Annotated in this window: 18 protein-coding genes; 6 read left to right on the plus strand and 12 right to left on the minus strand. The window is 67.5% G+C overall.

Annotated elements, in window-relative coordinates:
* Window positions 1–2: 2 nt before the first annotated feature.
* The 6 genes from ACW17W_RS11615 to ACW17W_RS11640 all read right to left on the minus strand — a co-directional run bounded on the left by ACW17W_RS11615 (window position 3) and on the right by ACW17W_RS11640 (window position 8,187).
* Window positions 3–2,312, minus strand: a complete 2,310-nt coding sequence (locus ACW17W_RS11615; RefSeq protein WP_492077043.1) for a chemotaxis protein CheA — start codon at window positions 2,310–2,312, stop codon at window positions 3–5.
* A 9-nt stretch (window positions 2,313–2,321) separates the two neighbouring features.
* On the minus strand, window positions 2,322–2,687 hold the full coding sequence (locus ACW17W_RS11620) for a response regulator (protein ID WP_492077045.1): 366 nt from the start codon (window positions 2,685–2,687) through the stop codon (window positions 2,322–2,324).
* Complete coding sequence (locus ACW17W_RS11625) at window positions 2,684–2,974, minus strand: STAS domain-containing protein (RefSeq protein WP_492077046.1); 291 nt, start codon at window positions 2,972–2,974, stop codon at window positions 2,684–2,686. Before ACW17W_RS11625 ends, ACW17W_RS11620 begins: the two co-directional genes overlap by 4 nt.
* Window positions 2,974–4,875 carry a methyl-accepting chemotaxis protein gene (locus tag ACW17W_RS11630; RefSeq protein ID WP_492077048.1) on the minus strand — a complete coding sequence of 634 codons (1,902 nt, stop codon included), beginning with the start codon at window positions 4,873–4,875 and terminating at the stop codon, window positions 2,974–2,976. The genes ACW17W_RS11625 and ACW17W_RS11630 overlap by 1 nt, the downstream gene beginning before the upstream one ends.
* A 246-nt stretch (window positions 4,876–5,121) precedes the next feature.
* Window positions 5,122–7,434: a HAMP domain-containing methyl-accepting chemotaxis protein gene (locus ACW17W_RS11635; RefSeq protein ID WP_492077049.1), complete on the minus strand. Its 2,313-nt coding sequence runs from the start codon at window positions 7,432–7,434 to the stop codon at window positions 5,122–5,124.
* Between the two features lie 30 nt (window positions 7,435–7,464).
* Window positions 7,465–8,187, minus strand: coding sequence for a TorF family putative porin (locus ACW17W_RS11640; RefSeq protein WP_492077051.1), 723 nt, complete (start codon window positions 8,185–8,187; stop codon window positions 7,465–7,467).
* A 461-nt stretch (window positions 8,188–8,648) separates the two neighbouring features.
* Here ACW17W_RS11640 and ACW17W_RS11645 point away from each other — a divergent pair, with 461 nt between their 5' ends.
* The 4 genes from ACW17W_RS11645 (at window position 8,649) to ACW17W_RS11660 (ending at window position 14,668) form a co-directional block, all read left to right on the plus strand.
* Window positions 8,649–9,674, plus strand: coding sequence for a sensor histidine kinase (locus ACW17W_RS11645; protein WP_492077052.1), 1,026 nt, complete (start codon window positions 8,649–8,651; stop codon window positions 9,672–9,674).
* The gene (locus ACW17W_RS11650; protein WP_492077053.1) at window positions 9,674–10,258 is read left to right on the plus strand and encodes a response regulator transcription factor; all 585 of its coding nucleotides are present in this window, start codon (window positions 9,674–9,676) and stop codon (window positions 10,256–10,258) included. Before ACW17W_RS11645 ends, ACW17W_RS11650 begins: the two co-directional genes overlap by 1 nt.
* Before the next feature lie 182 nt (window positions 10,259–10,440).
* Window positions 10,441–12,969 (plus strand): TonB-dependent receptor, encoded by a 2,529-nt coding sequence (locus ACW17W_RS11655; RefSeq protein ID WP_492077054.1) that lies wholly within the window; start codon window positions 10,441–10,443, stop codon window positions 12,967–12,969.
* A 10-nt stretch (window positions 12,970–12,979) separates the two neighbouring features.
* On the plus strand, window positions 12,980–14,668 hold the full coding sequence (locus ACW17W_RS11660; protein WP_492077055.1) for an alkaline phosphatase D family protein: 1,689 nt from the start codon (window positions 12,980–12,982) through the stop codon (window positions 14,666–14,668).
* A 65-nt stretch (window positions 14,669–14,733) separates the two neighbouring features.
* Here ACW17W_RS11660 and ACW17W_RS11665 read toward each other — a convergent pair whose 3' ends face one another.
* Both ACW17W_RS11665 and ACW17W_RS11670 read right to left on the minus strand, forming a co-directional pair.
* Entirely contained in the window at window positions 14,734–15,537 is an 804-nt protein-coding gene (locus ACW17W_RS11665; RefSeq protein ID WP_492077057.1) for a type II secretion system minor pseudopilin, read from the minus strand.
* Window positions 15,538–15,587: 50 nt separating this feature from the next.
* On the minus strand, window positions 15,588–16,256 hold the full coding sequence (locus ACW17W_RS11670) for a PulJ/GspJ family protein (protein WP_492077058.1): 669 nt from the start codon (window positions 16,254–16,256) through the stop codon (window positions 15,588–15,590).
* Window positions 16,257–16,261: 5 nt separating this feature from the next.
* On the opposite strand from ACW17W_RS11670, the gene ACW17W_RS11675 reads away from it, so the two are divergent.
* Window positions 16,262–16,999 carry a hypothetical protein gene (locus ACW17W_RS11675; protein WP_492077059.1) on the plus strand — a complete coding sequence of 246 codons (738 nt, stop codon included), beginning with the start codon at window positions 16,262–16,264 and terminating at the stop codon, window positions 16,997–16,999.
* A gap of 21 nt (window positions 17,000–17,020) precedes the next feature.
* On the opposite strand, the gene ACW17W_RS11680 is transcribed toward ACW17W_RS11675, so the two are convergent.
* The 4 genes from ACW17W_RS11680 to gspL are packed head-to-tail and all read right to left on the minus strand — an operon-like array spanning window position 17,021 to window position 21,400.
* Complete coding sequence (locus tag ACW17W_RS11680; RefSeq protein WP_492077061.1) at window positions 17,021–18,259, minus strand: type II secretion system F family protein; 1,239 nt, start codon at window positions 18,257–18,259, stop codon at window positions 17,021–17,023.
* A 2-nt stretch (window positions 18,260–18,261) separates the two neighbouring features.
* Window positions 18,262–19,767, minus strand: a complete 1,506-nt coding sequence (gspE, locus tag ACW17W_RS11685) for a type II secretion system ATPase GspE (protein WP_492077063.1) — start codon at window positions 19,765–19,767, stop codon at window positions 18,262–18,264.
* A complete protein-coding gene (locus ACW17W_RS11690) occupies window positions 19,764–20,273 on the minus strand; it encodes a type II secretion system protein M (protein ID WP_492077064.1) in 510 nt (169 codons plus the stop codon). The genes gspE and ACW17W_RS11690 overlap by 4 nt, the downstream gene beginning before the upstream one ends.
* On the minus strand, window positions 20,270–21,400 hold the full coding sequence (gene gspL, locus ACW17W_RS11695; RefSeq protein WP_492077065.1) for a type II secretion system protein GspL: 1,131 nt from the start codon (window positions 21,398–21,400) through the stop codon (window positions 20,270–20,272). The genes ACW17W_RS11690 and gspL overlap by 4 nt, the downstream gene beginning before the upstream one ends.
* A gap of 103 nt (window positions 21,401–21,503) precedes the next feature.
* On the opposite strand from gspL, the gene gspG reads away from it, so the two are divergent.
* Window positions 21,504–21,950 (plus strand): type II secretion system major pseudopilin GspG, encoded by a 447-nt coding sequence (gene gspG, locus ACW17W_RS11700; RefSeq protein ID WP_492077066.1) that lies wholly within the window; start codon window positions 21,504–21,506, stop codon window positions 21,948–21,950.
* The last annotated feature ends 1 nt before the right edge of the window (window position 21,951 follow it).

Genomic DNA, 21,951 nt, shown 5'->3' on the forward strand with positions numbered 1-21,951 from the left:
GCTCAGCTCGCTTGGGCGTGAGGTTGGGAACGGGGAACAATCTGGCGCCGGCGCGCAATCACAACGTCGACGTCGAGGATCAGGGCCACGCGGCCGTCGCCCAGGATGGTGGCGGCGGCGATGCCGGCGACCTGGTCGTAGTTCTGCTCAAGGCTCTTGATGACGACCTGACGCTGTCCCTGGATGGCATCGACGCGAAGCGCGGTCATGCCGCCCAGTTCGCTTTCCACCAGCAGGGTCACGCCGGCCCCGGCAGCGGGATCTGACGCAAAGCCAAGCGCGGTCGCCACATCGATCAGCGGGACATGGGATCCGCGCACCGCAACGACCGAGCCCTGGGGGCCCAGCGAACGAATATCGGCGGCCTTGGGCTGCAGGGTCTCGACGATGGCGGTGATCGGCACCACCAGGGTCTGTGCGCCCACACTGACGACCATGCCGTCCAGAACCGCGAGGGTCAGGGGCAGGCTGAGGGTGAAGGTCGAGCCCTTCCCCGGCACCGAGGAGATGGATATCCTTCCGCCAAGCGCCTGGATTGACCGCTTGACCACATCCATGCCGACGCCGCGGCCGGAGATGTCCGATATGGAGGCGGCCGTCGAGAAGCCGGGCGCGAAGATCAGATTGTCGATCTCCTCCTCGCTCAGAACCGCATCCGCCTCGATCAGCCCCTTGGAAACGGCGATCGCCTGGACCCGTTCGCGGTTGATGCCGCGACCGTCGTCGGAGACTTCGATGATAATCCGGCCGGAGCGGTGCTGGGCTGAAAGACGGATGACGCCTTCTGCGGGCTTGCCCGCCGCGATCCGGCCCTCCGGGTCCTCCAGACCGTGATCCACGGCATTCCGGATCATGTGCGTCAGCGGATCGGAAAGGCGCTCGATGACGGTCTTGTCGACCTCGGTGCCCTCCCCGTCCGTCACCAGCCGGACCGATTTTCCGGTCATTCCGGCCACTTCACGGACGAGGCGGGGCATGCGCTGGAAAACCGACTTCACGGGCTGGGCCCGGATAGCCATGACGCTGTCCTGGATTTCCCGGGTCAGTTGTTCAAGGTCGTCCAGGCCGAGGGCGATGGTGCCAGACCGCACCACCCCGGCCTCGTGAACCTGCTGGGCCAGCATGGCCTGATTGATCACCAGCTCGCCGACGAGGTCGATCAGTCGGTCAACACGGTCCAGGTCAACACGGATCGTCGGCTGCACAGCCGACTCCGAGGTTTTGGCCAGACCGGCGGAGGCCGCTTCCGCCGCCGGGGCGACACGAGACTTTTCGGCCCCGTCCCGGCCGGGCGCGGAAGGCTCTGCCGCCAATGCGGGGGTCGGTTCGGCGATTGGCGCGGACTGAGGCGCGGCAGGCGCCGTCTCTTCGGGAGGGGACAGGTCTCCGCCGCGGGCGAGGGCCAGTATGGCCTCGAGGTTGAGCGCCGGCTCGTCGGCGCCGGCAGTCTCGACCAAGGGAAAATCGATGGTCGCGGCCGGAGCGACGGAGTCCGCAGCGGCCGTTGCGACGGCGTTCGAACCTTCCTGGATGATCTCCAGAAGGCAATCGCCCTCGACGAATTCGAAGACGTCGCGGATACGGGCTTCCGGCACGTCGGCGGTCAGGCGGACCGTCCACGAGAGATAGGCCTCGGTGTGATCAAACGCATCGAGGCTGGGCACGTCGTCGGCATTGAGGGTGGTCTCGATCGGCCCAAGCCGCTCCAGTTCGCGGAGCAGGTTCAGGCCGTCGTTGGCATTGCGATACAGGGCGGCCAGCGGCCTGAACGTCACGATCCAGACCGGCACGGCATCCGGCTGCAACGGGGCCTCGGGATCCGCCAGCGCGGGCACGATGGCGGCAGCCAGCTCCGGTTCCGGGTCCCCTATGGTGACCGTCATCGGCGCGAAGACAAAGGCGTCTTCAGCCGCGTCCTGGCCGGCTGAAGGCTCGATGAAAGATTCGAGGGAATGGATCAGTTCGGCGTCGCCGTCGTGACCCAGATCCTCACCCGCCTTGGCGGCGGCGACATGGTCGGCCAGCCGGTCGGCCGCGCGGAGCATCACGCGCAGGAGCGCCGGCTCGGCCTCGACCTTGCCATTCCGGACTCCGTCCAGCGTCGTTTCAAAGGCGTGGGCGAAGCGGACGAGGGTTTCCAGACCGAAGGCCCCCGCCCCGCCCTTCACCGAATGGACGGCCCGAAACACAGCGTTGACCGTCTCTGCGTCCCCGTCACCGGCGTCCAGCGCGAGCAGACCCATCTCCAGGTCGCCGAGCAGTTCTTCGCATTCCTGGAAGAACGTCGCCTTGATCGCCTCTAACGGGTCCATGCGCTTGCCTCAGTTCGCCACGCGACGCACAGCGTCGACCAGTTTGACGGGGTCGAACGGCTTCACGATCCAGCCGGTCGCGCCGGCCGCCCGAGCGCGCTGCTTCTTGTCGGCATCGCTTTCGGTCGTCAGCACCAGAATGGGGATCGCGCGGCGACTGTCGTCGCGACGCACGGCCTCGATGAATCCGAAGCCGTCCATATTGGGCATGTTGATGTCGGTGATGATCACGTCCGGATCGTGCTGGGACAGCACCTCCAGACCGTGCAGGCCGTCCACGGCCTGCACGACCTCGAAGGCGGCGTCCGAGAGCGCCAGCTTCAGCATGTCCCGCATGGTGCGGGAATCATCGACGGTAAGAATGACCTTGGTCATGTGAGGCCTTGCGCTCTGTCCAGGGGGGCAATTGGGAACCCGAGTCGTTCAATATTGGTTACCAGTGCAGCCGAGGGGTCGACGATGCGGAGGCGGTGACCGTCCTCGGCCCAGGTCTTGAAGGCGACCAGGATCAACTGAAGGCCCTGCCCCCCGATCCGGTCGACCATCGAGCCGTCGAGATCGAGATTGTCCCCGCGCCTCTCCCTGAGGGCGGCGCAGAGACCGCCCAGGGTGGTCGTATCGACCCGGCCGGGCAGCGGCAGGGTGCGCGTCAGCGCTGTCATCAGAATTCTTCCCAACTATCGGCGGCGACTGCCGGTGCGGCTCCACCGCCGCCTGCGGCCCGACGCGGGGCCACGTAGCGGTTGGCGAAGTCAGTGATGCGTGAATGGGCCAGCTGGATCGGCGAGGCCGGGGCGGACGGCGCAGACGGGCGACGCGGGGCCGCCTGGATGGCCGGGACGCGGGCGGCGCTGGATCCCGAGACCTGGAAGCGGCTGACCAGACGGCCCAGTTCCCCGGCCTCCTGGGTCAGGTTGTGGCTGGCGGCGGTGGACTGTTCGACCATGGCGGCGTTCTGCTGGGTCGTCTGGTCCATCTGGTTGACGGCGGTATTGACCTCGCTCAGCGCGGTCGCCTGTTCCTGGGCCGAGGCGTTGATCTCGGCCATCAGGGTGTTGATCTCGCTGACCCGGCTGACGATGGCGGACAGCGCTTCTCCGGTCTGGCCGACCAGGGACACGCCCTCCTTCACCTGGCTGCTCGAGGCCGAGATCAGGGTCTTGATCTCCTTGGCCGCCTCGGCCGACCGCTGGGCCAGGGCCCGGACCTCCGAGGCCACAACCGCAAAGCCCCGGCCGGCGTCCCCGGCGCGCGCCGCCTCGACCCCCGCGTTCAGGGCCAGAAGATTGGTCTGGAAGGCGATCTCGTCGATCACCCCGATGATCTGGGTGATCTGGCCCGAGGACTTGTCGATCTCGCCCATGGCCGACACGGCCCGCGCCACCACCAGGCCGCTAGTCTCGGCGTCGCTGCGCGCCTCGGTCACCACCACGTTGGCGCGCTGGGCGCCCTCGGCCGTGCGCCGGACCGTGGCGGTGATCTGGTCGAGGGCCGCCGCCGTCTCCTCCAGCGTCGCCGCCTGCTGTTCGGTGCGGCGCGACAGGTCGTCGGCCGCCTGGCTGATCTCCCCGGCGCCGGTCTGGATGCCCGAGGCATTGGACGCGATCACGCCCATCGCCTCCTCCAGCTTGCCCATCGCCTCGTTGAAGTCCGCCTTCAGGGCAGCGTATTCGCCGGGGAAGTCGCCGACGATCCGATAGGTCAGGTCGCCCGCCGCAAGGGCCGTCAGCCCGTTGCCCGTCTCGGCCACCACCTGACGCTGCTCAGCGGCCGAGCGCTCGTCGGCCTCGGCGCGGCGCTCGCGCTCGACCTCGGCGGCCGTCACGTCGGTCGCGAACTTGACGATCTTATAGGGCTTGCCGTCCGGACCCAGGATGGGATTGTAGCTGGCCTCGATGACCGCGCGAGCGCCGCCCCGGCCATAGCGGGTGAACTTGTCGGAGATGAACTCGCCGTTGTTCAGCCGCCGCCAGAGATCGGCGTATTCCGTCGACTGGGCATAGGCGCGGTCGACGAACATCTGATGGTGACGCCCCTGGATCTCGGCCAGGGTGTAGCCGACCACCTTCAGGAAGTTCTCGTTCGCCGTCAGCACATTGCCCTGAAGATCAAACTCGATCACGCCCTGGCTTCGCTGCACCGCCGCCATCTGCGCGCCGATATCGGTGATCTGATTGTCCATGGCGGTAATGTCGGTGGCGAACTTCACCACCGAGACCGGCTTGCCGTTCTTGCCCAGGATGGGATTGTAGCTGGCCTGAATGACCACGCGACGGCCGCCCTGGCCGTACCGCACGAACTTGTCGGCAACGAACTCCCCGGCCCGAAGCCGGCGCCAGAATTCTCCGTATTCCGGTGACTGGGCATAGGCCCGGTCCACAAACATCTCGTGGTTCTTGCCGACGATCTCCGGCAGTTCGTAGCCGATCACCCGGCAGAAGTTCTCGTTCGCATGAACAACCGTGCCGTCGAGCTTGAACTCGATCACCGCCTGGGCGCGATTGATGGCGGACACCATGTCGTCAGCGTGAACCCGGTCCACCCGCCTGGAATGATTGAACATGATCGAGCCCTGTAACGTGATGGAAGGAAACGGAGGATGCGAATACGGAAGACCACTTTCAGACGGATTTGAGATGAGCGCCCACTTGCTCTTTGCGATGCACTCAACTTCAAGATTCGTCAGTCGCGAAACCACACGAAGAAATCACTTGTTCAATAGTTCCCGAAAATCCTCTTCTTCCCCCTCACTCTAGGAATCACCGGTTTCTTTAAAGTTAACTAAGTATTAGTACCTATCCGGACCGACCTAGAATTCTTCCCAACTATCGGCGGCGACTGCCGGTGCGGCTCCACCGCCGCCTGCGGCCCGACGCGGGGCCACGTAGCGGTTGGCGAAGTCAGTGATGCGTGAATGGGCCAGCTGGATCGGCGAGGCCGGGGCGGACGGCGCAGACGGGCGACGCGGGGCCGCCTGGATGGCCGGGACGCGGGCGGCGCTGGATCCCGAGACCTGGAAGCGGCTGACCAGACGGCCCAGTTCGCCGGCCTCCTGGGTCAGGTTGTGGCTGGCGGCGGTGGACTGTTCGACCATGGCGGCGTTCTGCTGGGTCGTCTGGTCCATCTGGTTGACGGCGGTATTGACCTCGCTGAGCGCGGTCGCCTGTTCCTGGGCCGAGGCGTTGATCTCGGCCATCAGGGTGTTGATCTCGCTGACCCGGCTGACGATGGCGGACAGGGCCTCTCCGGTCTGACCGACCAGGGACACGCCCTCCTTCACCTGGCTGCTCGAGGCCGAGATCAGGGTCTTGATCTCCTTGGCCGCCTCGGCCGACCGCTGGGCCAGGGCCCGGACCTCGGAGGCCACGACCGCAAAGCCCCGGCCGGCGTCCCCGGCGCGGGCCGCCTCGACGCCCGCGTTCAGGGCCAGAAGATTGGTCTGGAAGGCGATCTCGTCGATCACCCCGATGATCTGGCTGATCTGGCCCGAGGATTTCTCGATCTCGCCCATGGCCGACACGGCGCGCCCCACGACCAGGCCGCTGGTCTCGGCGTCGCTGCGCGCCTCGGTCACCACCACATTGGCGCGCTGGGCGCCCTCGGCCGTGCGCCGGACCGTGGCGGTGATCTGGTCGAGGGCCGCCGCCGTCTCCTCCAGCGTCGCCGCCTGCTGTTCGGTGCGGCGCGACAGGTCGTCGGCCGCCTGGCTGATCTCGCCGGCGCCGGTCTGGATGCCCGAGGCATTGGACGCGATCACGCCCATCGCCTCCTCCAGCTTGCCCATCGCCTCGTTGAAGTCGGCCTTCAGGCGGACGTATTCGCCGGGGAAATCATGCTCGATGCGGAAGGTCAGATTGCCCGAGGCCAGGGCCGTCAGGCCTCGGCCGGTCTCGGAGACGATCACCGCCTGTTCTGCAGCGGCCTGTTCGTCAGCCTCCGCCTGGCGCGCGCGCTCGTTCTCGACAGCAGTCACGTCGGTCGCGAACTTGACGACCTTGTAGGGCTTGCCGTCCGGACCGAGAATGGGATTGTATGTCGCCTCGACGACCAGACGCACACCGTCGCGGCCATAGCGGACGAACTTGTCGGAAACGAACTCGCCGGCATTCAGACGCCGCCAGAACTCCGCATAGTCTGGGGACTTGGCAAGCTCCGGGGCGACGAACATCTGGTGATGGCGGCCCTTGATGTCCGACAGGGAATAACCCAGAATCTTCAAGAAGTTATCGTTAGCCGACAGCACGTTGCCGGACATGTCGAACTCGATAATGGCCAGGGCGCGGTAGGCGCCGGCCAGCATGGCCTGACCGTCCCTGACGCTGACCGAAGCGGCGTCGAGCGCGATCGACTGCTCCTTGAAGACCTGCACCGACCGACTCATGGCGCCGATCTCGTCCTTCCGCTCCAGATCCCCGATTTCACCGATGGCGACGCCCCGGGCGAGATCCTGCATCAGCGAGGTCAGGGCAGCCAGCGGACTGGCGATGGCCCGCGTCGTGAACCAGCCGACAAAGCCCGCGGCCATGGCGGCCAGCACAGCGCCGATGATCTGATAGATGACCGCCTGCTGGACGGAGTCCTCAAGACGACCATTGGTGGCGGCATAGGCCGCCTCGGAGCTTTCCATCAGGGCGTCGATGGCATCCTCTGCCGGCGCAATCGCCTTGTCCGACGGGCCGTCATTGCCGACCAGAGCCGCCGCAGAGAGGCGGTCCTCACCGGCCTTGATCCGTTCGGCCGCATTCACAACCAGCTCGTACCAAGCGTTGGCGGCGGTCCGCGCCGCCTCGAACCGCGCGGGAGCCTGCGCATCGACCGCATAGCTCTCGGACGCCTCACCGAGCGCCTTCAGGAAGTTGTCGTGGTGGCTGGACAGGCGCTCCAGGTAGTAGTCATCGCCACTGAGCAGGAAACCGCGGAAACTGTTTTCCTGGCGCGCCATGTAGAACCTGGCCTGACGCAACCCGGCAAGCGAACTCGTCTCGGCGGCCAGCTCGGTCCGCGAGGCCGCGATGGCGCGCAGTTCCACGACGGTAAACACGCCCATCGCAGCCGTAAGCAGGGCCAGCATCCCGAAGGCCACCGCCAGTTTGCGACCGATTTTCCAGTTGGAGAAATTCACGTTTTGGCCCTCGAGCGCGCGCGCTGAAACTTAAAAACTGTAGGAAAGAGAGGCGACCAGCCGGCCCTCGTATCGGGAGCCGAGGTCGTGGCCGTCGGTGTCATACCAGCGCAAATCGCCAGAAATCGCCGGGGTGAACTTGTGCTTTACGCCCACATTCCAGGCGTCGTAGTCGGCGCCGTTGTCGATACGGCGCAGGCCATACGCCACGCTCAGCTTGTCCCGGCGGGTCAACGTCAAGGTGGCCTGGGCCTCTGTCCACCACGCCGCTTCACCCGCGCCATAGGTGTCGGGAGAATAGTTCACCCGAAAACGGCCGGACACCCGCTCGGTCAGGGCACGCGACGCGTCGGCCTGCAGCTCGAAATAGCTGCTGTCGACGCCGTTGGTTTCATTGGTCATCTGCCGGTACATGACCTGCCCATCCAGGCTCCAGTCGGCGACATCCCGCTCGTAGCCGGTCGCCACGATGATCTCGGCGTCCGCCCCCTTGGACGATGCCGCCTGCGACGCAAAGCCGCTGGCGTAGAAGCCGTTCGCCTCCCAGCGCACCGATCCGAACAGCGCGGGATCCTCGTCGCTCTTGCCCAGCCCCTTGCCAAGGTACTGACTCGCGATTCCGACCTGTCCGCTGACCGAAGGGTCCGCCATGGCCTGGGCGGGCGAGACCGCATTGACCAGAAGGACGACGCCGAGGGCGCCTCCCATACCGATCGACTGGAGTTTTGGTCGGGTGTTTGCGTCTTTGGTCACGGGCTTCTTTCAACTGCTTGTTGAATCAACCTATGCCGCAGCCATCATGACTAAAGAATTAAACTAAGTATCAGTACGTACTCCAATCCCACCGACCACGGAACTTTTCTGGCCCTGGCCTGTTCGCGCGCAGATCGCGTCGCCATGGGGTCTTGCACGGAGGGGTGGAGGAAGGCTAGTCGACCGACATGCTGGCGCAGGGTCTTCACCGGCAGCGCAGGGGGCGCACCTGAGACTGCAAGGGGACTTCGCCACGCCACCGCCTTTTCGGCCGGGATTGTTGCGGGCCGGTTTCAACCGAACGCCTGGACTTAAATCCGGATTCACAAGTTGCATGTTGATCGACAGGCCAATGATCCGGGGGGATAGGGCATCCCTGACCGGACATCCGCCGCTTCATTTGCGAAAGTCCTGATTGGGTGGAATCCTTACTCGCCAGAACCCTGTTTCTCGCCGCCCCCATGGCGATGGTCGCCGTCGATGAGGCGCGTTTCGTGGTCGCGGCGAATCCGGCCGCGAAGGTCCTGTTCGGCTCCGGCCTGCTGGCCGGCAGGCAGGACATTTTCTCGACGCTTCCGGGTCTGGATCCGCAACTGTTCGAAGCAGACAACCTGCGGACGACCCGCAGACGAGCCGAGCGTGTTAGCCAGCGCCTTACGCTCGGTGAAGGCGACGCCCCGCCCCGTTGGCTGGATGTCCAGGTCGTGGAGTTCTCCAGCCATGGAGACAACCTGCACGCGCTCTTCATTCAGGACGTCAGCACAGAGGTCAGGGCGGAAAAGGCGTTCCACGTGCTCAGAAACGAGATCGCTCTCAACTGGCGTCTCAACAGCCTGGGCGAACTGGCCACGCTTGTGGCTCACGAGTTGAATCAGCCCCTGGCGTCTATCGCCAATTTCCTTCATGTCGCGGCCACTCGCGCGGCAGGTCTCGAACGCGTCCTCTCTCCGATCGAGATGGCGTCGGCCCAAGCGGATCGCGCCACACAGATCATCCGGCGATTTCGGGCGCTGACATCCAGACACGACACCTATCGCACCGATGAATCGCCGGATCTCATCGCGGCTGAGGTTCAGCCCCTGCTGGTGCTGATCGCCCATGAGGCGAAGGTGGATTTTCAGGTCGAGATCGAGGAGGGATCGACGATCCATTGCGACAGGATCCAGATCCAGCAAGTGTTGACCAATCTGGTCCGGAATGCCGCGCTCGCCATGGCCGGCCAGACCGGAGGAGTCATCCGCCTGACCGGGCGGGCAGCCGGCTCCCGGTTCGTCTGGTCCGTGTCCGACAACGGGCCGGGCATACCCCATGAGGTACAGGACACGTTATTCAAGCCGACGGCCAGAAGCGGCCCCAATGGGTTGGGATTCGGTCTGTCGATCTGTCGGACCGTCATTGAAGCCCATGGCGGCCAGCTGCGGCTGGCCCGGACCGGGACCGACGGCACGACGTTCGAATTTACCCTGCGCATTTCGGGGGCGGAGTGATGGAGCCGGTCGGGCGATTTGTCGCAGTGGTGGATGATGACGAAGCGGTCAGGCGGTCGATCGAGATGCTGTTTGAGGACGCAGGCTACGAGGTGGCGACCTTCCGCGATGCCGCGGATTTTCTGGACGCCGTCGACGACCTGCCCGACGGTCCGGTGATCACAGACGTCAGGATGCCCGGCCTGACGGGCGTCGAATTGATGGCGCAACTCAAGGTCGTCGGCCAGCAGGATCGCCCCGTGATTGTCGTCACCGGCCACGGCAACGTCCCCCTGGCGGTAAAGGCCATCAGGGCGGGCGCCCTGGATTTCCTCGAGAAGCCCTTCGATCCCCAGGCCCTGCTCGAGGCGGTGGTCGCCGCCACCCGGCCCGACGTCGCCTTGTCGTCCAGCATCAGCCTGACCCTGCGGGAACGACAGGTGGCCGAAGGCGTCATGCGCGGTTTGACCAGCAAGGATATCGCCCATCAACTGGGCATCAGCTACCGCACAGTTCAGGTCGTGCGGGCCCGACTTCTGAAGAAGACCGGCACGCCCAATACTGCGGCCCTGACGGTGTTTCTGGGAACGCGGCCGTCCAACTAGCCGCCTCAGTCGCCGATGGCGCCGCATCCGCAAGGTCGGGTCGGCTTGCGCGCCGGGAAAATGCTACACGCCCGGATCAATCTTCATACACCTGAAAGATCAGGTTCATGCGATCTTGGCCCAACTGTCGCGGACACGGCATCCGGCTGCGGTAGCGCCCTCTCAATTCGAAAGGGCCATCCATGATCAACCGCCTCCACCTCAAGGCCGCCCTGCTCGGCGCCAGCGCCGCCGCCGCCCTGCTGGCCGGCGCGCCTGCAGCCTTCGCCCAGGACGGCAGCCCGACCGAGCCGACGACCGCCGTCGACGACGTTGTGGTCACCGCCCAGCTGCGCGCCCAGGACCCGATCGAGGTGCCCTTCGCCCTGACGGCCTACAACGGCGAATTTCTGGAAAACCTCGGGGTCCAGGACTTCGAGGAGCTGTCGGCCTTCACCCCCGGCTTCCTGGTCCAGAACCAGTCCCCCAACAATGCGGGCTTCGTGATGCGCGGCATCACCTCTGACTCGGGCGCCGCGACCGCCGAACCCCGTGTATCAGTGTTCCAGGACGGGGTCTCCATCTCCAAGTCGCGCGGCTCCTATGTCGAACTGTTCGATGTCGAACGCGTCGAGGTGGCCAAGGGCCCGCAGTCGACCCTGTACGGCCGCGGCGCCCTGATCGGCGCCGTCAACATCATCCAGAACAAGGCCGACATCGGCGGTTTCGACGCCGCCGGCCGCGCCGGGATCGGCAACTACGACTACCGAATGGTCGAGCTGATGCTGAACGCCCCGGTCTCCGACAGCGCGGCGATCCGCTTCGCCACGCGGATGAAGACCCGCGACGGCTATGTCGAGAACCTGCTGGGCGGCTCGGACTTCAACAGCGTCGAAACCCGGGCCTTCCGCCTGTCGGGCGCGTTTGAACCGTCGGACGCCTTGAGCATCGACATCATCGGCAACTACCAGACCGACGACGCCGCCGGCACCTCGTTCAAGTCACTGGCCTTCACCCCGCAGAACCCGACGACCGGCGCCGTTCTGGGCGGCCGCGAGCCCTGGGAGGGCGCCGCCCTGACGCCGGGCGCCGCCTTCGACGGCGGCAAGTCCCTGGGGCTGGAGCGTGAAGTCTGGGGCGTCACGGGCCTGGTCGCCTGGAAGCTGTCAGACAGCCTGACGCTGAACTCGACCACCGCCTACCGTCAGTTCGAGTCATACGAGGCCTTCGACGCCGACGGCGTCTCCCTGCCCCTGCTGAGCGCCGCAGAAGAAGCCTACGGCGAACAGACCAGCCAGGAATTCCGCCTGAACTATGACGCCGGCGGCCGGATCACCGGCTTCATCGGCGCCGGCTGGTTCCACGAGGAAGGCTATCAACGCGCGCCGGTCCAGTTCGACGAGCGCATGGTGCTGGCCCAGCTTTCCGGCGCGCTGGACGGCACGCCCCTGGCCGTACTGGCCAACACCCTGCCCTCGGCGGCCTATCCGACTGTGGCCCGCTCAATCATAGCCCAGCTGCTGACGCCCCTGGGCGCCGCGGCCCTGGCCACGCCGATCGCCGCCAATCTGAAGCCGGGTCATATCGAGACCTCGACCAACTCCAGCGAACTCAACTCCCTTGACGTCTTCGCCGACCTGACCTGGGCCGTCACCGACCGCCTCGAACTGGCCGGCGGCCTGCGCTACACCCGCGATGAAAAGACCACGGGCTATGCCTCCAGTGTGGACAACGGCCGGTCCATCCTCGGCGGCCTGCTGGCGATCCAGACCGGCGCCGTGCCTGCGGCCCAGATCCCCGCCCTGCTCGGCGGCCTGGCCAATCCGAACGCTGTGGTCCTGCCGGCGAACCTGCTGCCGCTCTTCGGCCTGACCGCCCAGCCGACGGCCAACAACGGCGACTTCGTCTATGGCGATGCCGAGGACGACGGCCTGACATGGCGTCTGACGGCCCGCTACGCCCTGTCCGACGACGCCAGCCTCTACGCCAACTATGCGCGGGGACGCCGGCCCACGGTCTTTGGCCCGGTCGGGCCGGCCGCCCCCCTCGGCGCTGTGACCTTCCGCGAGATCGATGCCGAAACCGTCGACAGCTATGAGCTCGGCGCCAAGGCGGCCCTGATGGATCGCCGCCTGCGGCTCGACGGCGCCGTCTATGTCTACAACTACGAGAACTTCCAGACGACGGTTCAGGAAGGCGTCCGCTTCGTGGTCACCAATGCCGGCCAGGCCGAGGCCTATGGCTTTGAAGGTCAGGTCAACTGGAGCGCCGGCGACCAGCTCGATCTGTTCGCGACCTATGGCTACAACCATGCCCGGTTCAAGGCCGGCATCTATGACGGCAACCACCTGCGGCTGTCGCCGGACCACCGCGCCTCGGCGGGCTTCATCTGGACCCTCCCTGTCGCCGGCGGCGCCTTCCAGGTCCAGCCGACCTACAGCTGGCAGTCCGAGGTCTTCTTCGATGACGACAATGACCGCACCGACCTGCAGACCCGGAACCTGGGCCCCGATCTGATCGTGGATGAGGTTCAGGAGAGCTACGGCCTGCTCAACCTGCGGCTGCGTTACACGCCCGACCAGGCCAACTGGTCGGTCGAGGCCTTCGGCGACAATCTGCTTGAGGAAGAGTTCGTCAAGGACGCCGGCAACACCGGTGACGCCCTGGGCATGCCGACCTTCATCGCCGGCGAGCCGCGCATGTACGGCGTCAACCTCAGCCTGCGCTACTAGGACCCGAACCATGACCCTCGACCGTCGTAGTCTGCTCAAGTCCTTCGGCGTCGGTGCGGCGACGACCGTCGCGGCCACTCCGGCGATCGCCGCTGCGGGCGTGGCTTTCGAACATGGCGTGGCCTCGGGCGATCCCCATGCCGACAGCGTGGTGCTGTGGACGCGGGTGACCCCGGCGGCCGGGTCGACGGCGCCGGTCCCGGTGATCTGGCGCATTCGGCCGTTGAATGGGGAAACGGTCGTGGCCTCGGGCCGCGTCGAGGCCACGGCAGACCGCGACTTCACTATCAAGGTCGTGGCCTCCGGCCTGGCCGCCGGTCGCGACTACCGGTTCGACTTCCGCTCGGGCGAGGCCCGGTCGCCCGAAGGACGGACCCGCACCCTGCCTGCCGGGGCGACGGCCGACGTCGTCCTGGCCGTCGCATCGTGCCAGCTCTATCCGGGCGGCCTGTTCAACGCCTGGGACGCCGTCTCGAAGCTGGAGCGACTGGACGCCATCGTCCACCTCGGCGACTACATCTATGAATATGGGGCCGAACCCGATGACTACGGCATGGCGACCGGCGCCCGGCTGAGCCGCCTGCCCCAGCCGCCGCACGAGATTGTCAGCCTCGACGACTATCGTCTGCGTCACGCCCAGTACAAGTCCGACCCGGATCTTCAGGCCGCCCATGCCCGTGCGCCCTTCATCTGCGTCTGGGACGACCACGAGGTGGCCAATGACGCCTGGAACGCCGGCGCCGAGAACCACCAGTCGGAAACCGAGGGCGACTACAGCGCACGGAAGGCGGCGGCCCTCAGGGCCTATTACGAATGGATGCCGATCCGCGAGCCCCAGGCCGGCGCGCTGAAGGAGGCCATTCAACGCACTTTCCACTTCGGCGACCTGGCCAGTCTGATCATGGTCGAGACCCGGTTGCAGGGCCGGACCGAGCAGCTGGATTACGCTAGGGATCTGACGTTCACAGCCGGGCCGGACGGCAAGCCGGTTCCTGATGTGGCGGCCTTCCAGTCGAAACGGCGCGATCCAGCCCGCGACCTGCTGGACGGGGACCAACGGTCCTGGCTGTTCGGCGAACTTCGCGGCTCGCACGAGGCCGGACGGCCGTGGCAGGTGCTGGGCAACCAGGTGGTCATGGCCCGTGTCGCCGGGCCGAACGTGGCGGCCATGATGCCGCCCGAAGCGATCCAGGGAATGATCGCCAGTCTGCCGGCCGAGGTGCAACAGGATGTCGCCCTGTCGATCGAACTGTTCCGCCTGGGGCTGCCGTTCAACCTCGACGCCTGGGACGGCTATCCTGTCGCGCGCGAGCGCCTGTACCGACTGTTCAAGGAAGCCCGCGTCCAGCCGATCGTTCTGGCCGGCGACAGCCATGCCTTCTGGGTCAACGACCTCAAGGACGCGGACGGTCAGCGCCGCGCTGTGGAGTTCGGCGCGACCTCCATCTCCAGCCCTTCGCCGGGCGACGCCATTCGCCCCTTCCCCCTCGGCGACGCCCTGGCGGCGACCAACGCCGAAGTGGTTCACTGCGACCAGACCAGCAAGGGCTATATCCTGCTGACCCTGACGCCGGCGGAGGCCCGGGCCGAACTGATCGGCGTCTCCACCATCACCGCCAAACCCTATACGACGGCCGTCACGAAAACGGCCCGCGTCCAGCGGACAGCCGACGGGCTGACGGCGCCGAAACTGGTCTGAGTCCGGCGGCCTGGCGAGCGGGCTGAAGCGACATCGGACCTCCGGATCGGCCCTCGACCGATGGTCTAGGACGCCGTGCGCCGACGCGCCGTGACCGAGACATGCACCCCGGCGGCGTCCGTCCGCCGGGTGATCCGGCTATGGGTGACCTGGGTGACGTCTCCCACCCGGACCGTCGTGGTCAGGCTGAAGTGGTTCGAGGTGAATCCGCCGATGCCGCTCAGGCCGAGCCTCGCCAGATCGGCATCGGTCACCCGGCCCTGGCGTGAGCGCACGTTCAGAAACGCGCGGACCGACGCGGGATTGTCGATGAACAGGCTCAGAAGACGCTCGTCGGCCGTGTTCAGGTTCAGGGTCGCCTCAGGCGGAAGATAGGCGACGAGTGGCGCCAGCCGCGCCACCTCCCCGGGTGATACCCCGACCGTATGCAACAGGCCCTCGTTTCGCAGTGGGCCGACCAGCTGGACCAGGGCCGCGACGGCCACCAGCGAATCTTCCGACAGTCCGGCCGCCGCCGCGACCCGCCTGAACCGGGACGCCACCACCGCGTCGTCCTTCATCAGACTGTTGATGTTGAAGCGCGCCTGTTCATCGGCGACCGCGAGGGCGAACCGGCCGCGCGGAACGGCGATGGACTGCTGGCCGATGGCCGCCCAGGGCTCATTGTAGGCGTCGTGGTCGGGCGCGGAGAGGCCATCCCGCCGAAGGGCGACAACGGCGGACAGTTCCCCGGCGCGCGCCAGCGCCTGGGCCTGACCCGCGTCGTTCAGACGGATGGTGCGCTGGACCTCGATATCCTCGCTGGCGATCATCACCGTCACAGCGGCGGCGGCGATCGCCACCAGGATCAGGACGTTGAGCAGGATCATGCCCGCACGGTCGTGCTTCGACCTCCTCGGCCGGTCGGTCCCGCCTGCCGTCATGGCTGAACCTCGGGCACAACCACCACACGGCGCAGGTTGACGGCCCTCCCGTCCACCCCGGCCAGGGTCATGTCCATCGCCACGGCGGACACCGGCGGCGGCGGCGGCGCAGCGGGGACGGCGGGAAGCGCCGGGACCGGCTGCGAGGCTGGCGGCGGGGCCGTCTGCGGCGCAGCCATATTCGACCAGCCCTCCCCCCGCCGGAAATAGGTCCAGCCCAGGGACTGGACCCCGCGCAGGATCAACTGGCTGCGTTCGCTCCGGACGCCGGACAGGGTACGGACCAGACCCGCGTCCAGCAACTCGTAGCGCACCACGATCGGCTGGCCTGCCGCGTCGATCTTCTGGAAGACCAGAACCTCGGGGCCGCCATCGATCTGGCTGCCGAGCTGATCCAGATCGGTGGTGATCACAAACACGGCCCTCTGGATCTCGGCCAGCCGGCCCAGCCGGCCGTCGGTTTGTTCCTGCGTCTGCAACACGCCCGACAACATGCTGAATCCGGCCACGCCGATCAGGGCGAACAGGGCCAGGGCGACGATGACCTCCACCAGGGTAAAGCCGTCGCGCGACCGACGCATCCCCCGGGTAGGGATGTTGTCTTCGATCCGGTTGCGGCCCTGCGGCATTTGCGGCATCGCTGATCCGGCGCAGTACAAGGGCATGCACGATGTTTCAGGTCTGGCGGTCTCGCAGCGGGGACGGGCGGCATGACGGCGCATTTCAGTTCGAGCGCCTGTTCGTACGCGTCTCGCGCTGGCGGGTCGTCATGGCCGCGACGGGGCTGGCGGCGTATGCGCTCGGCCTGATCGCCTTCCTGCCCGCCGAAACGCTCACCGGCAGCCGGCGCGATGCAGTCGGCACCGTCTGGAACGGCCAGGTCGCCCTGGACCCGGGTTTCGCCCTGGGCTGGAAGGCCCGTCCGCTCACGTCCCTGATCTCGCTGGCAGGGGTGGCCGATACACAGGTCACCGGTCCCGACACCCTGATCCGCGCCCGGCTCGACGCCCGGCTGACAGGACCGGTCGTGCGCACGGCCGGGGGACAGGCTTCGCTCCGGCTGTTGAACGCCACCGTCCCGGCCCTGCCCTTCGCCTGCGACGGCGTGATGCGGATCGAGGCGGAAAACCTGGCGCCGCTCGGCGGGGCCAGGGGCGCCGGTCTGGTCTCGAGCGGGCCGGCGACCTGTTCGCCCGCCGGCGGCGGCCCGGCCTCGTCGGTGGGGCCGCTGAAGGCGCAGCTGGGATCGGGGGCGGACGGCAGTTCCGTGATCGTCAGCGGACCGGACGGCGGTCGGCTGGCCGAGACGACCCTGGCCCGCAACAAGGCGCTGCGGCTGACCGTGGATCCGGCCGCCCAGGGCCTGTTGCCCGGCGTCGTTCCGATGTCTCTGGACACCACCCTGTAGCCCGACCCGCTCACCCCGGCCTCACAGTCCGGCCAGATTGTTCAGATTGACGATCGGCATCAGGATGGCCAGCACCATCAACAGCACCATGCCGCCCATCACCAGCAGCACCGCCGGCTCGACCAGGGCGACGATGGCGGCGACCAGACCCTCCAGCTCCTGTTCCAGATCAGCAGCAGCGCGTTCCAGCCCCTGCCCCAGCTGCCCGCTCTGCTCGCCGCTGGCGACCACGGCCAGCAACAGGCGGGGAAAGACATCGGCCTCGGTCATGGCGCGACGCAGGCTGGAGCCCTCACGCACCCTCTGGGCCACGAACAGGGCCCGCTCGCGCACATAGAGGTTGGGCGTCACCGCCGCCGCCGCCTTCAGGGCCTCGACCAGGGGCACGTCGCTGCGGACCAGGGTCGCCAGACTGGCCGCGAACCGCCCGGCGTTCAGCTGGCGCACAAATCCGCCCAGCGGCGGGGTGGTCAGACGCAGCTGCGCGAACCGCCGCGCCACCGACGGCACGGCCAGCCAGCGATTCAGCGCGACACCGGCGACGCCGAGCGCGATCAGGCCCGGCAGGCCGAACGTCTGCAGACCCTTCGACACCGCGATCAGGGCCCGGGTCAGGAACGGCAGGGCCGCGCCGCGCGACACGAACACCTTCACGATGTCCGGCACCACATAGATCATCAAAAGCGTGATCATCACCATTGAGACCACAGCCAGAAGGGCTGGATACAGCAGGGCCAGCTGGATCTTGCGCGCCGTCCGCTCCCGCGCCGCGACGAAGTCGGTCAGATGGGCCAGAACCTCGGCCAGTTTGCCGGACTGTTCCCCGGCGGCGATGGAGGCGCGGTAGAACTCGGGGAAGGTGCGCGGGTGGCGTTCCAGCGAGGCGGCCAGGCTGCGGCCCTCGACGATGGACGCGGCCACGTCCATCAGGATCGGCCCGATGGGCTGCGAGGCGTGTTCGGCGCCGACGACGCGGACCGCCTCCTCGATGCGGATGCCGCTGCTGATCATGGTCGAGAGTTGACGCGTCGCCGCCGCCAGACTCTTGGCCGACACTCGCCCGACCCCGAATGTGGGCAGGGACAATCGACCGAACGACGCGACACGGCGTTCGCCGGCGCGCGGCTGCAGGGTCACCTGGACCGGCAGCAGACCCATGTCACGCACGATGCCACGGGCCGAGGCGTCATTGCCGGCCTCGACGGCGCCCTGTGTCGTCCGGCCGTCCGCATCGACGGCCTGATAGGCATAAAGCGCCATGGTCAGCCGTCCTCATGGATGACGCGCGCGATCTCCTGCACCGTCGTCAGCCCCGCCGCCGCCTTGGCGACCCCGTCTTCCAGAATGCCGGGCCCCAGGGTGCGCGCATGGCGGGTGATCTCGGCCTCCGACAGGCCGTCATGGACCATGGACTGGAGGCGGGGATCGACCTCGACCACCTCATACAGGGCCGCCCGGCCGCGATAGCCGTCGTGGCGGCACTGGGCACAGCCCACGGCGCGGAACACCCGCGACCCGACGGCGATCGCCCCGCCGGTCAGTTCGGCATCGGCGGCGGTGGCGACATCCTCGCGACGACAATCCGGGCACAGCCGCCGCACCAGTCTCTGGGCGATCAGTCCGGTCAGCATCGGCGCCAGCAGATAGCGCTCCACCCCCATGTCGATCAGCCGGGTGACGCTGCCGATGGCCGAGTTGGTGTGCAGGGTGGACAGGACCAGGTGGCCGGTCATGCTGGAGCGCACGGCCACCTCCGCCGTCTCGTGATCGCGGATTTCGCCGACCATGATGACATCGGGATCCTGACGCAGGATGGCCCGCAGGCCCCGCGCGAAGGTCAGGTCGATGCGCGAATTGACCTGCATCTGGCCGACGCCGTCCAGCGCATATTCGATCGGATCCTCGACCGTCATGATGTTGCGCTTGCGGTCGTTCAGCCGGGTCAGGGCGGCGTACAGGGTGGTGGTCTTGCCCGAGCCGGTCGGGCCGGTGACCAGGATGATCCCGTGCGGACGACGGATCATCCGTTCGAACACCTCCAGATCGCGGGCGCTCATCCCCAGCTGCATCAGATCCAGCCCGGTCGCGCCCCGGTCCAGCAGACGCAGCACTACCCGTTCGCCGTGCTGGGTCGGAATGGTCGAGACCCGGACGTCGACGTCCATGCCGCCGATCCTCAGCGTCACGCGACCGTCGTGCGGCACGCGTTTCTCGGCGATGTCCAGATGGGCCATCACCTTGATCCGGCTGACCAGCAGCGGGGCCAGGGCGCGCGGCGGCGAAAGGACCTCGCGCAGCACGCCATCGAGGCGGAAACGCACGACCAGCCGCCGCTCCTCGGCCTCGATATGGATGTCGGACGCCCCCTCGCGGATGGCCTCCAGCAGGATGGCGTTGATCAGCCGGACCACAGGGGCGTCGTCGCGGCTGTCCAGCAGGTCGTCGATCGCCGCGGCGTCCTCGGCCAGGGCCGACAGGTCTTCGCTGCTGGCCGCGATGTCGGCGGCCGACCCCGCCTCGCCGCCCGTCTGTTCGCGCAACAGGGCGTCGAAGGCCTCGTCATCCACAGCGCGATAGACCAGGCCGCCGCCGGCCAGTCGACGGACCTCCAGCAGGATGGACAGGGGCGCCGAACGCCGGTGGACGCAGACCGCGCTCCCGGTCCCGGCCTCCAGCATCACTCCGTGACGCCGGGCATAGCCGTAGGGGAGCGAGGGCCGGGCCGGGGTCTCCGGCACTGTCAGATCGTCGATCCGCACATCGCTCATGGCCGCACGATCCGCATCTGCATCCGCACCATCCCGGGCTGACCCGCGCTCTCGACGCCCAGGTGCCGGATCTCGGCCCCGTCCGCGCCTTCCAGGGCGGCGACAAAGGGCATGACGGCGTCGTATCGGGCATTGTCGATCAGGATGCTGGCGCCTTCGCCCGCCGTATCGGGCTCCACCCGGGTGAGCGCCAGACCGGCGGCCTCGGCCCGTCGGGCCACGACATCCGTCAGCGCGCCCTCCAGCGGCGCGACCCCCGGCGCCCCCGCCGCCGCCGGAGTCGCCCGGAGGCGGGAGGACAGTTCGGCGGCCGTCTCGATCCGCAGGGTCGCGGACTCGCGCGCCCGCATCAACGGCAGGGCGAGCCCGTACCAGAGCACGGCGACCACGGCGAGGACGCCCAGACCAAGGATCATGACCCGTTCTCGCCGCGACCGGGCGTCCAGCCAGGCCGAGGCGGCGCGCAGGACCGGCGGGGCGGACAGGCGGGGGGATGTGAAGGTCATCGGACGCCTCCGACCGTGTTGATGGCGAGAGCCGCGTTCACGCCCCCGGCGTCCGCCGCGCCGTCCGCCACGGGATCCAGCCGCGCATCGGCTGTCAGACCCGTCTGTCTCAAGGCCTCGACGCTGCGTTCCAGCGTCGCAGCATCCGGCGCCGTCACCGCCACCTGCAGGGGCTCGCCTTCGGCATAGCCGATAGAGCGGAAGGCCAGGCCCTGGCCCCTAAGGGCCTGCGAGGCCCGACCCAGCACCGTCGTCAGGGGTCCCTCGGCGCCGCTCCCGCGGGGCGCGATACGGTCGACCTCCGCCGTCAGGTCTGCGGCGGCCTCAGAGCCCGGCGCCCGTTCGGCCAGAAGGCTGCGGACCCCGGCTTCGGCCCGACCCGCCGACAGATGCAGGGCCAGGGTGTCGACCGACAGGATCGCCAGATGGGCCGCAAGTCCCACGCCGACCACCCATCCGAGGGTCCGGCCGGGCGACAGGGTCCCCCGGCGCACCGCCGCATAGACGCCCTGTCGCAGATCCAGAGGCGGCACGACCATGACGGGCTCCCGCGAGGCGGGCAGGTCAAAGGTCATATCCTCCAGACCCTCGCGCATCGCTTCGCCCAGATCCCCCGGCAGGGTCTCGCCAGAGGTCAACACACGCGGGCGACCCGCCGCCTCCCAGGCCATGGGCAAAAGCGCGGCCTCGATGGCGAACCCGGTCCCGTCGCCGGCCCGCACGAGGGCGCGCGCCCCGTCCATCACCACCCGCCACCATGCCTCCGGCGGCATCGAGGCCATCAGGGCGTCGGGCGTCAGAATGCTGTGGCCCAGACCCGCCTCGTCCAGAATCGCGACCCAACGGGCCATGACATCGTTGCGGACAATGCCGCACAGATGCCGCCGCTCGGCGATCTCCATACCCAGGGCGACATGGACCTGATCCAGCGGTTCGCCTATAAGACCCTCGACCGCAAAGGGCGCTGCGGTCTCACGCTGCCGTCGCGTCGCAAACGGCAGGTCGACCACCACAACAAGAATGTCTTCGTTCGGAGCCAAAACTGTCGCAGGACCGACGTAGGAGCGGTCGATGGGCGCGACCCCGTCCGCCGTCAATCGCCACAAACCTGAAGCCGTGATGGACACCCGATTTTTTTCTTCGGCGAAATCAGCCGCTTGCATCTGGCTCTTTCCTCAGGGTGGGCGGGTCTTCGGCCGCGCCTCCCGGCCGGCTGGTGACGACACATATATGTCGAATGCGACGGATCGCCGACGATCTCAACGTAAAGGCCTGACCCTGGTCGAAATGATCGTGGTCCTGGCCATCATCGCCCTGGTGGCTGTTCTGATCGTTCCCAATGTGATCGGCCGCCCCGACGAGGCCCGCGTCACCGTGGCCAAGACCGACCTGAAGACCATTTCCGCCGCCCTGCGGATGTACCGGCTCGACAACGGCGACTATCCGACGACCGAACAGGGCCTTGCCGCCCTCGTGACCCGCCCGACCGCGCCGCCCGCCCCGGTCAACTGGTCCGGCGACGGCTATCTGCCGGAACTGCCCGTCGATCCCTGGAACCGGCCCTATGTCTATCGCAGCCCGGGCCAGACCGGCCGGTTCGACCTGATGTCCTACGGCAAGGACGGCAAGCCCGGCGGCGAGGAACTCGACGCCGATCTGACCGACCGGTCCAGATAGT

The sequence above is a fragment of the Brevundimonas sp. FV1ye29L genome (assembly GCF_058681095.1).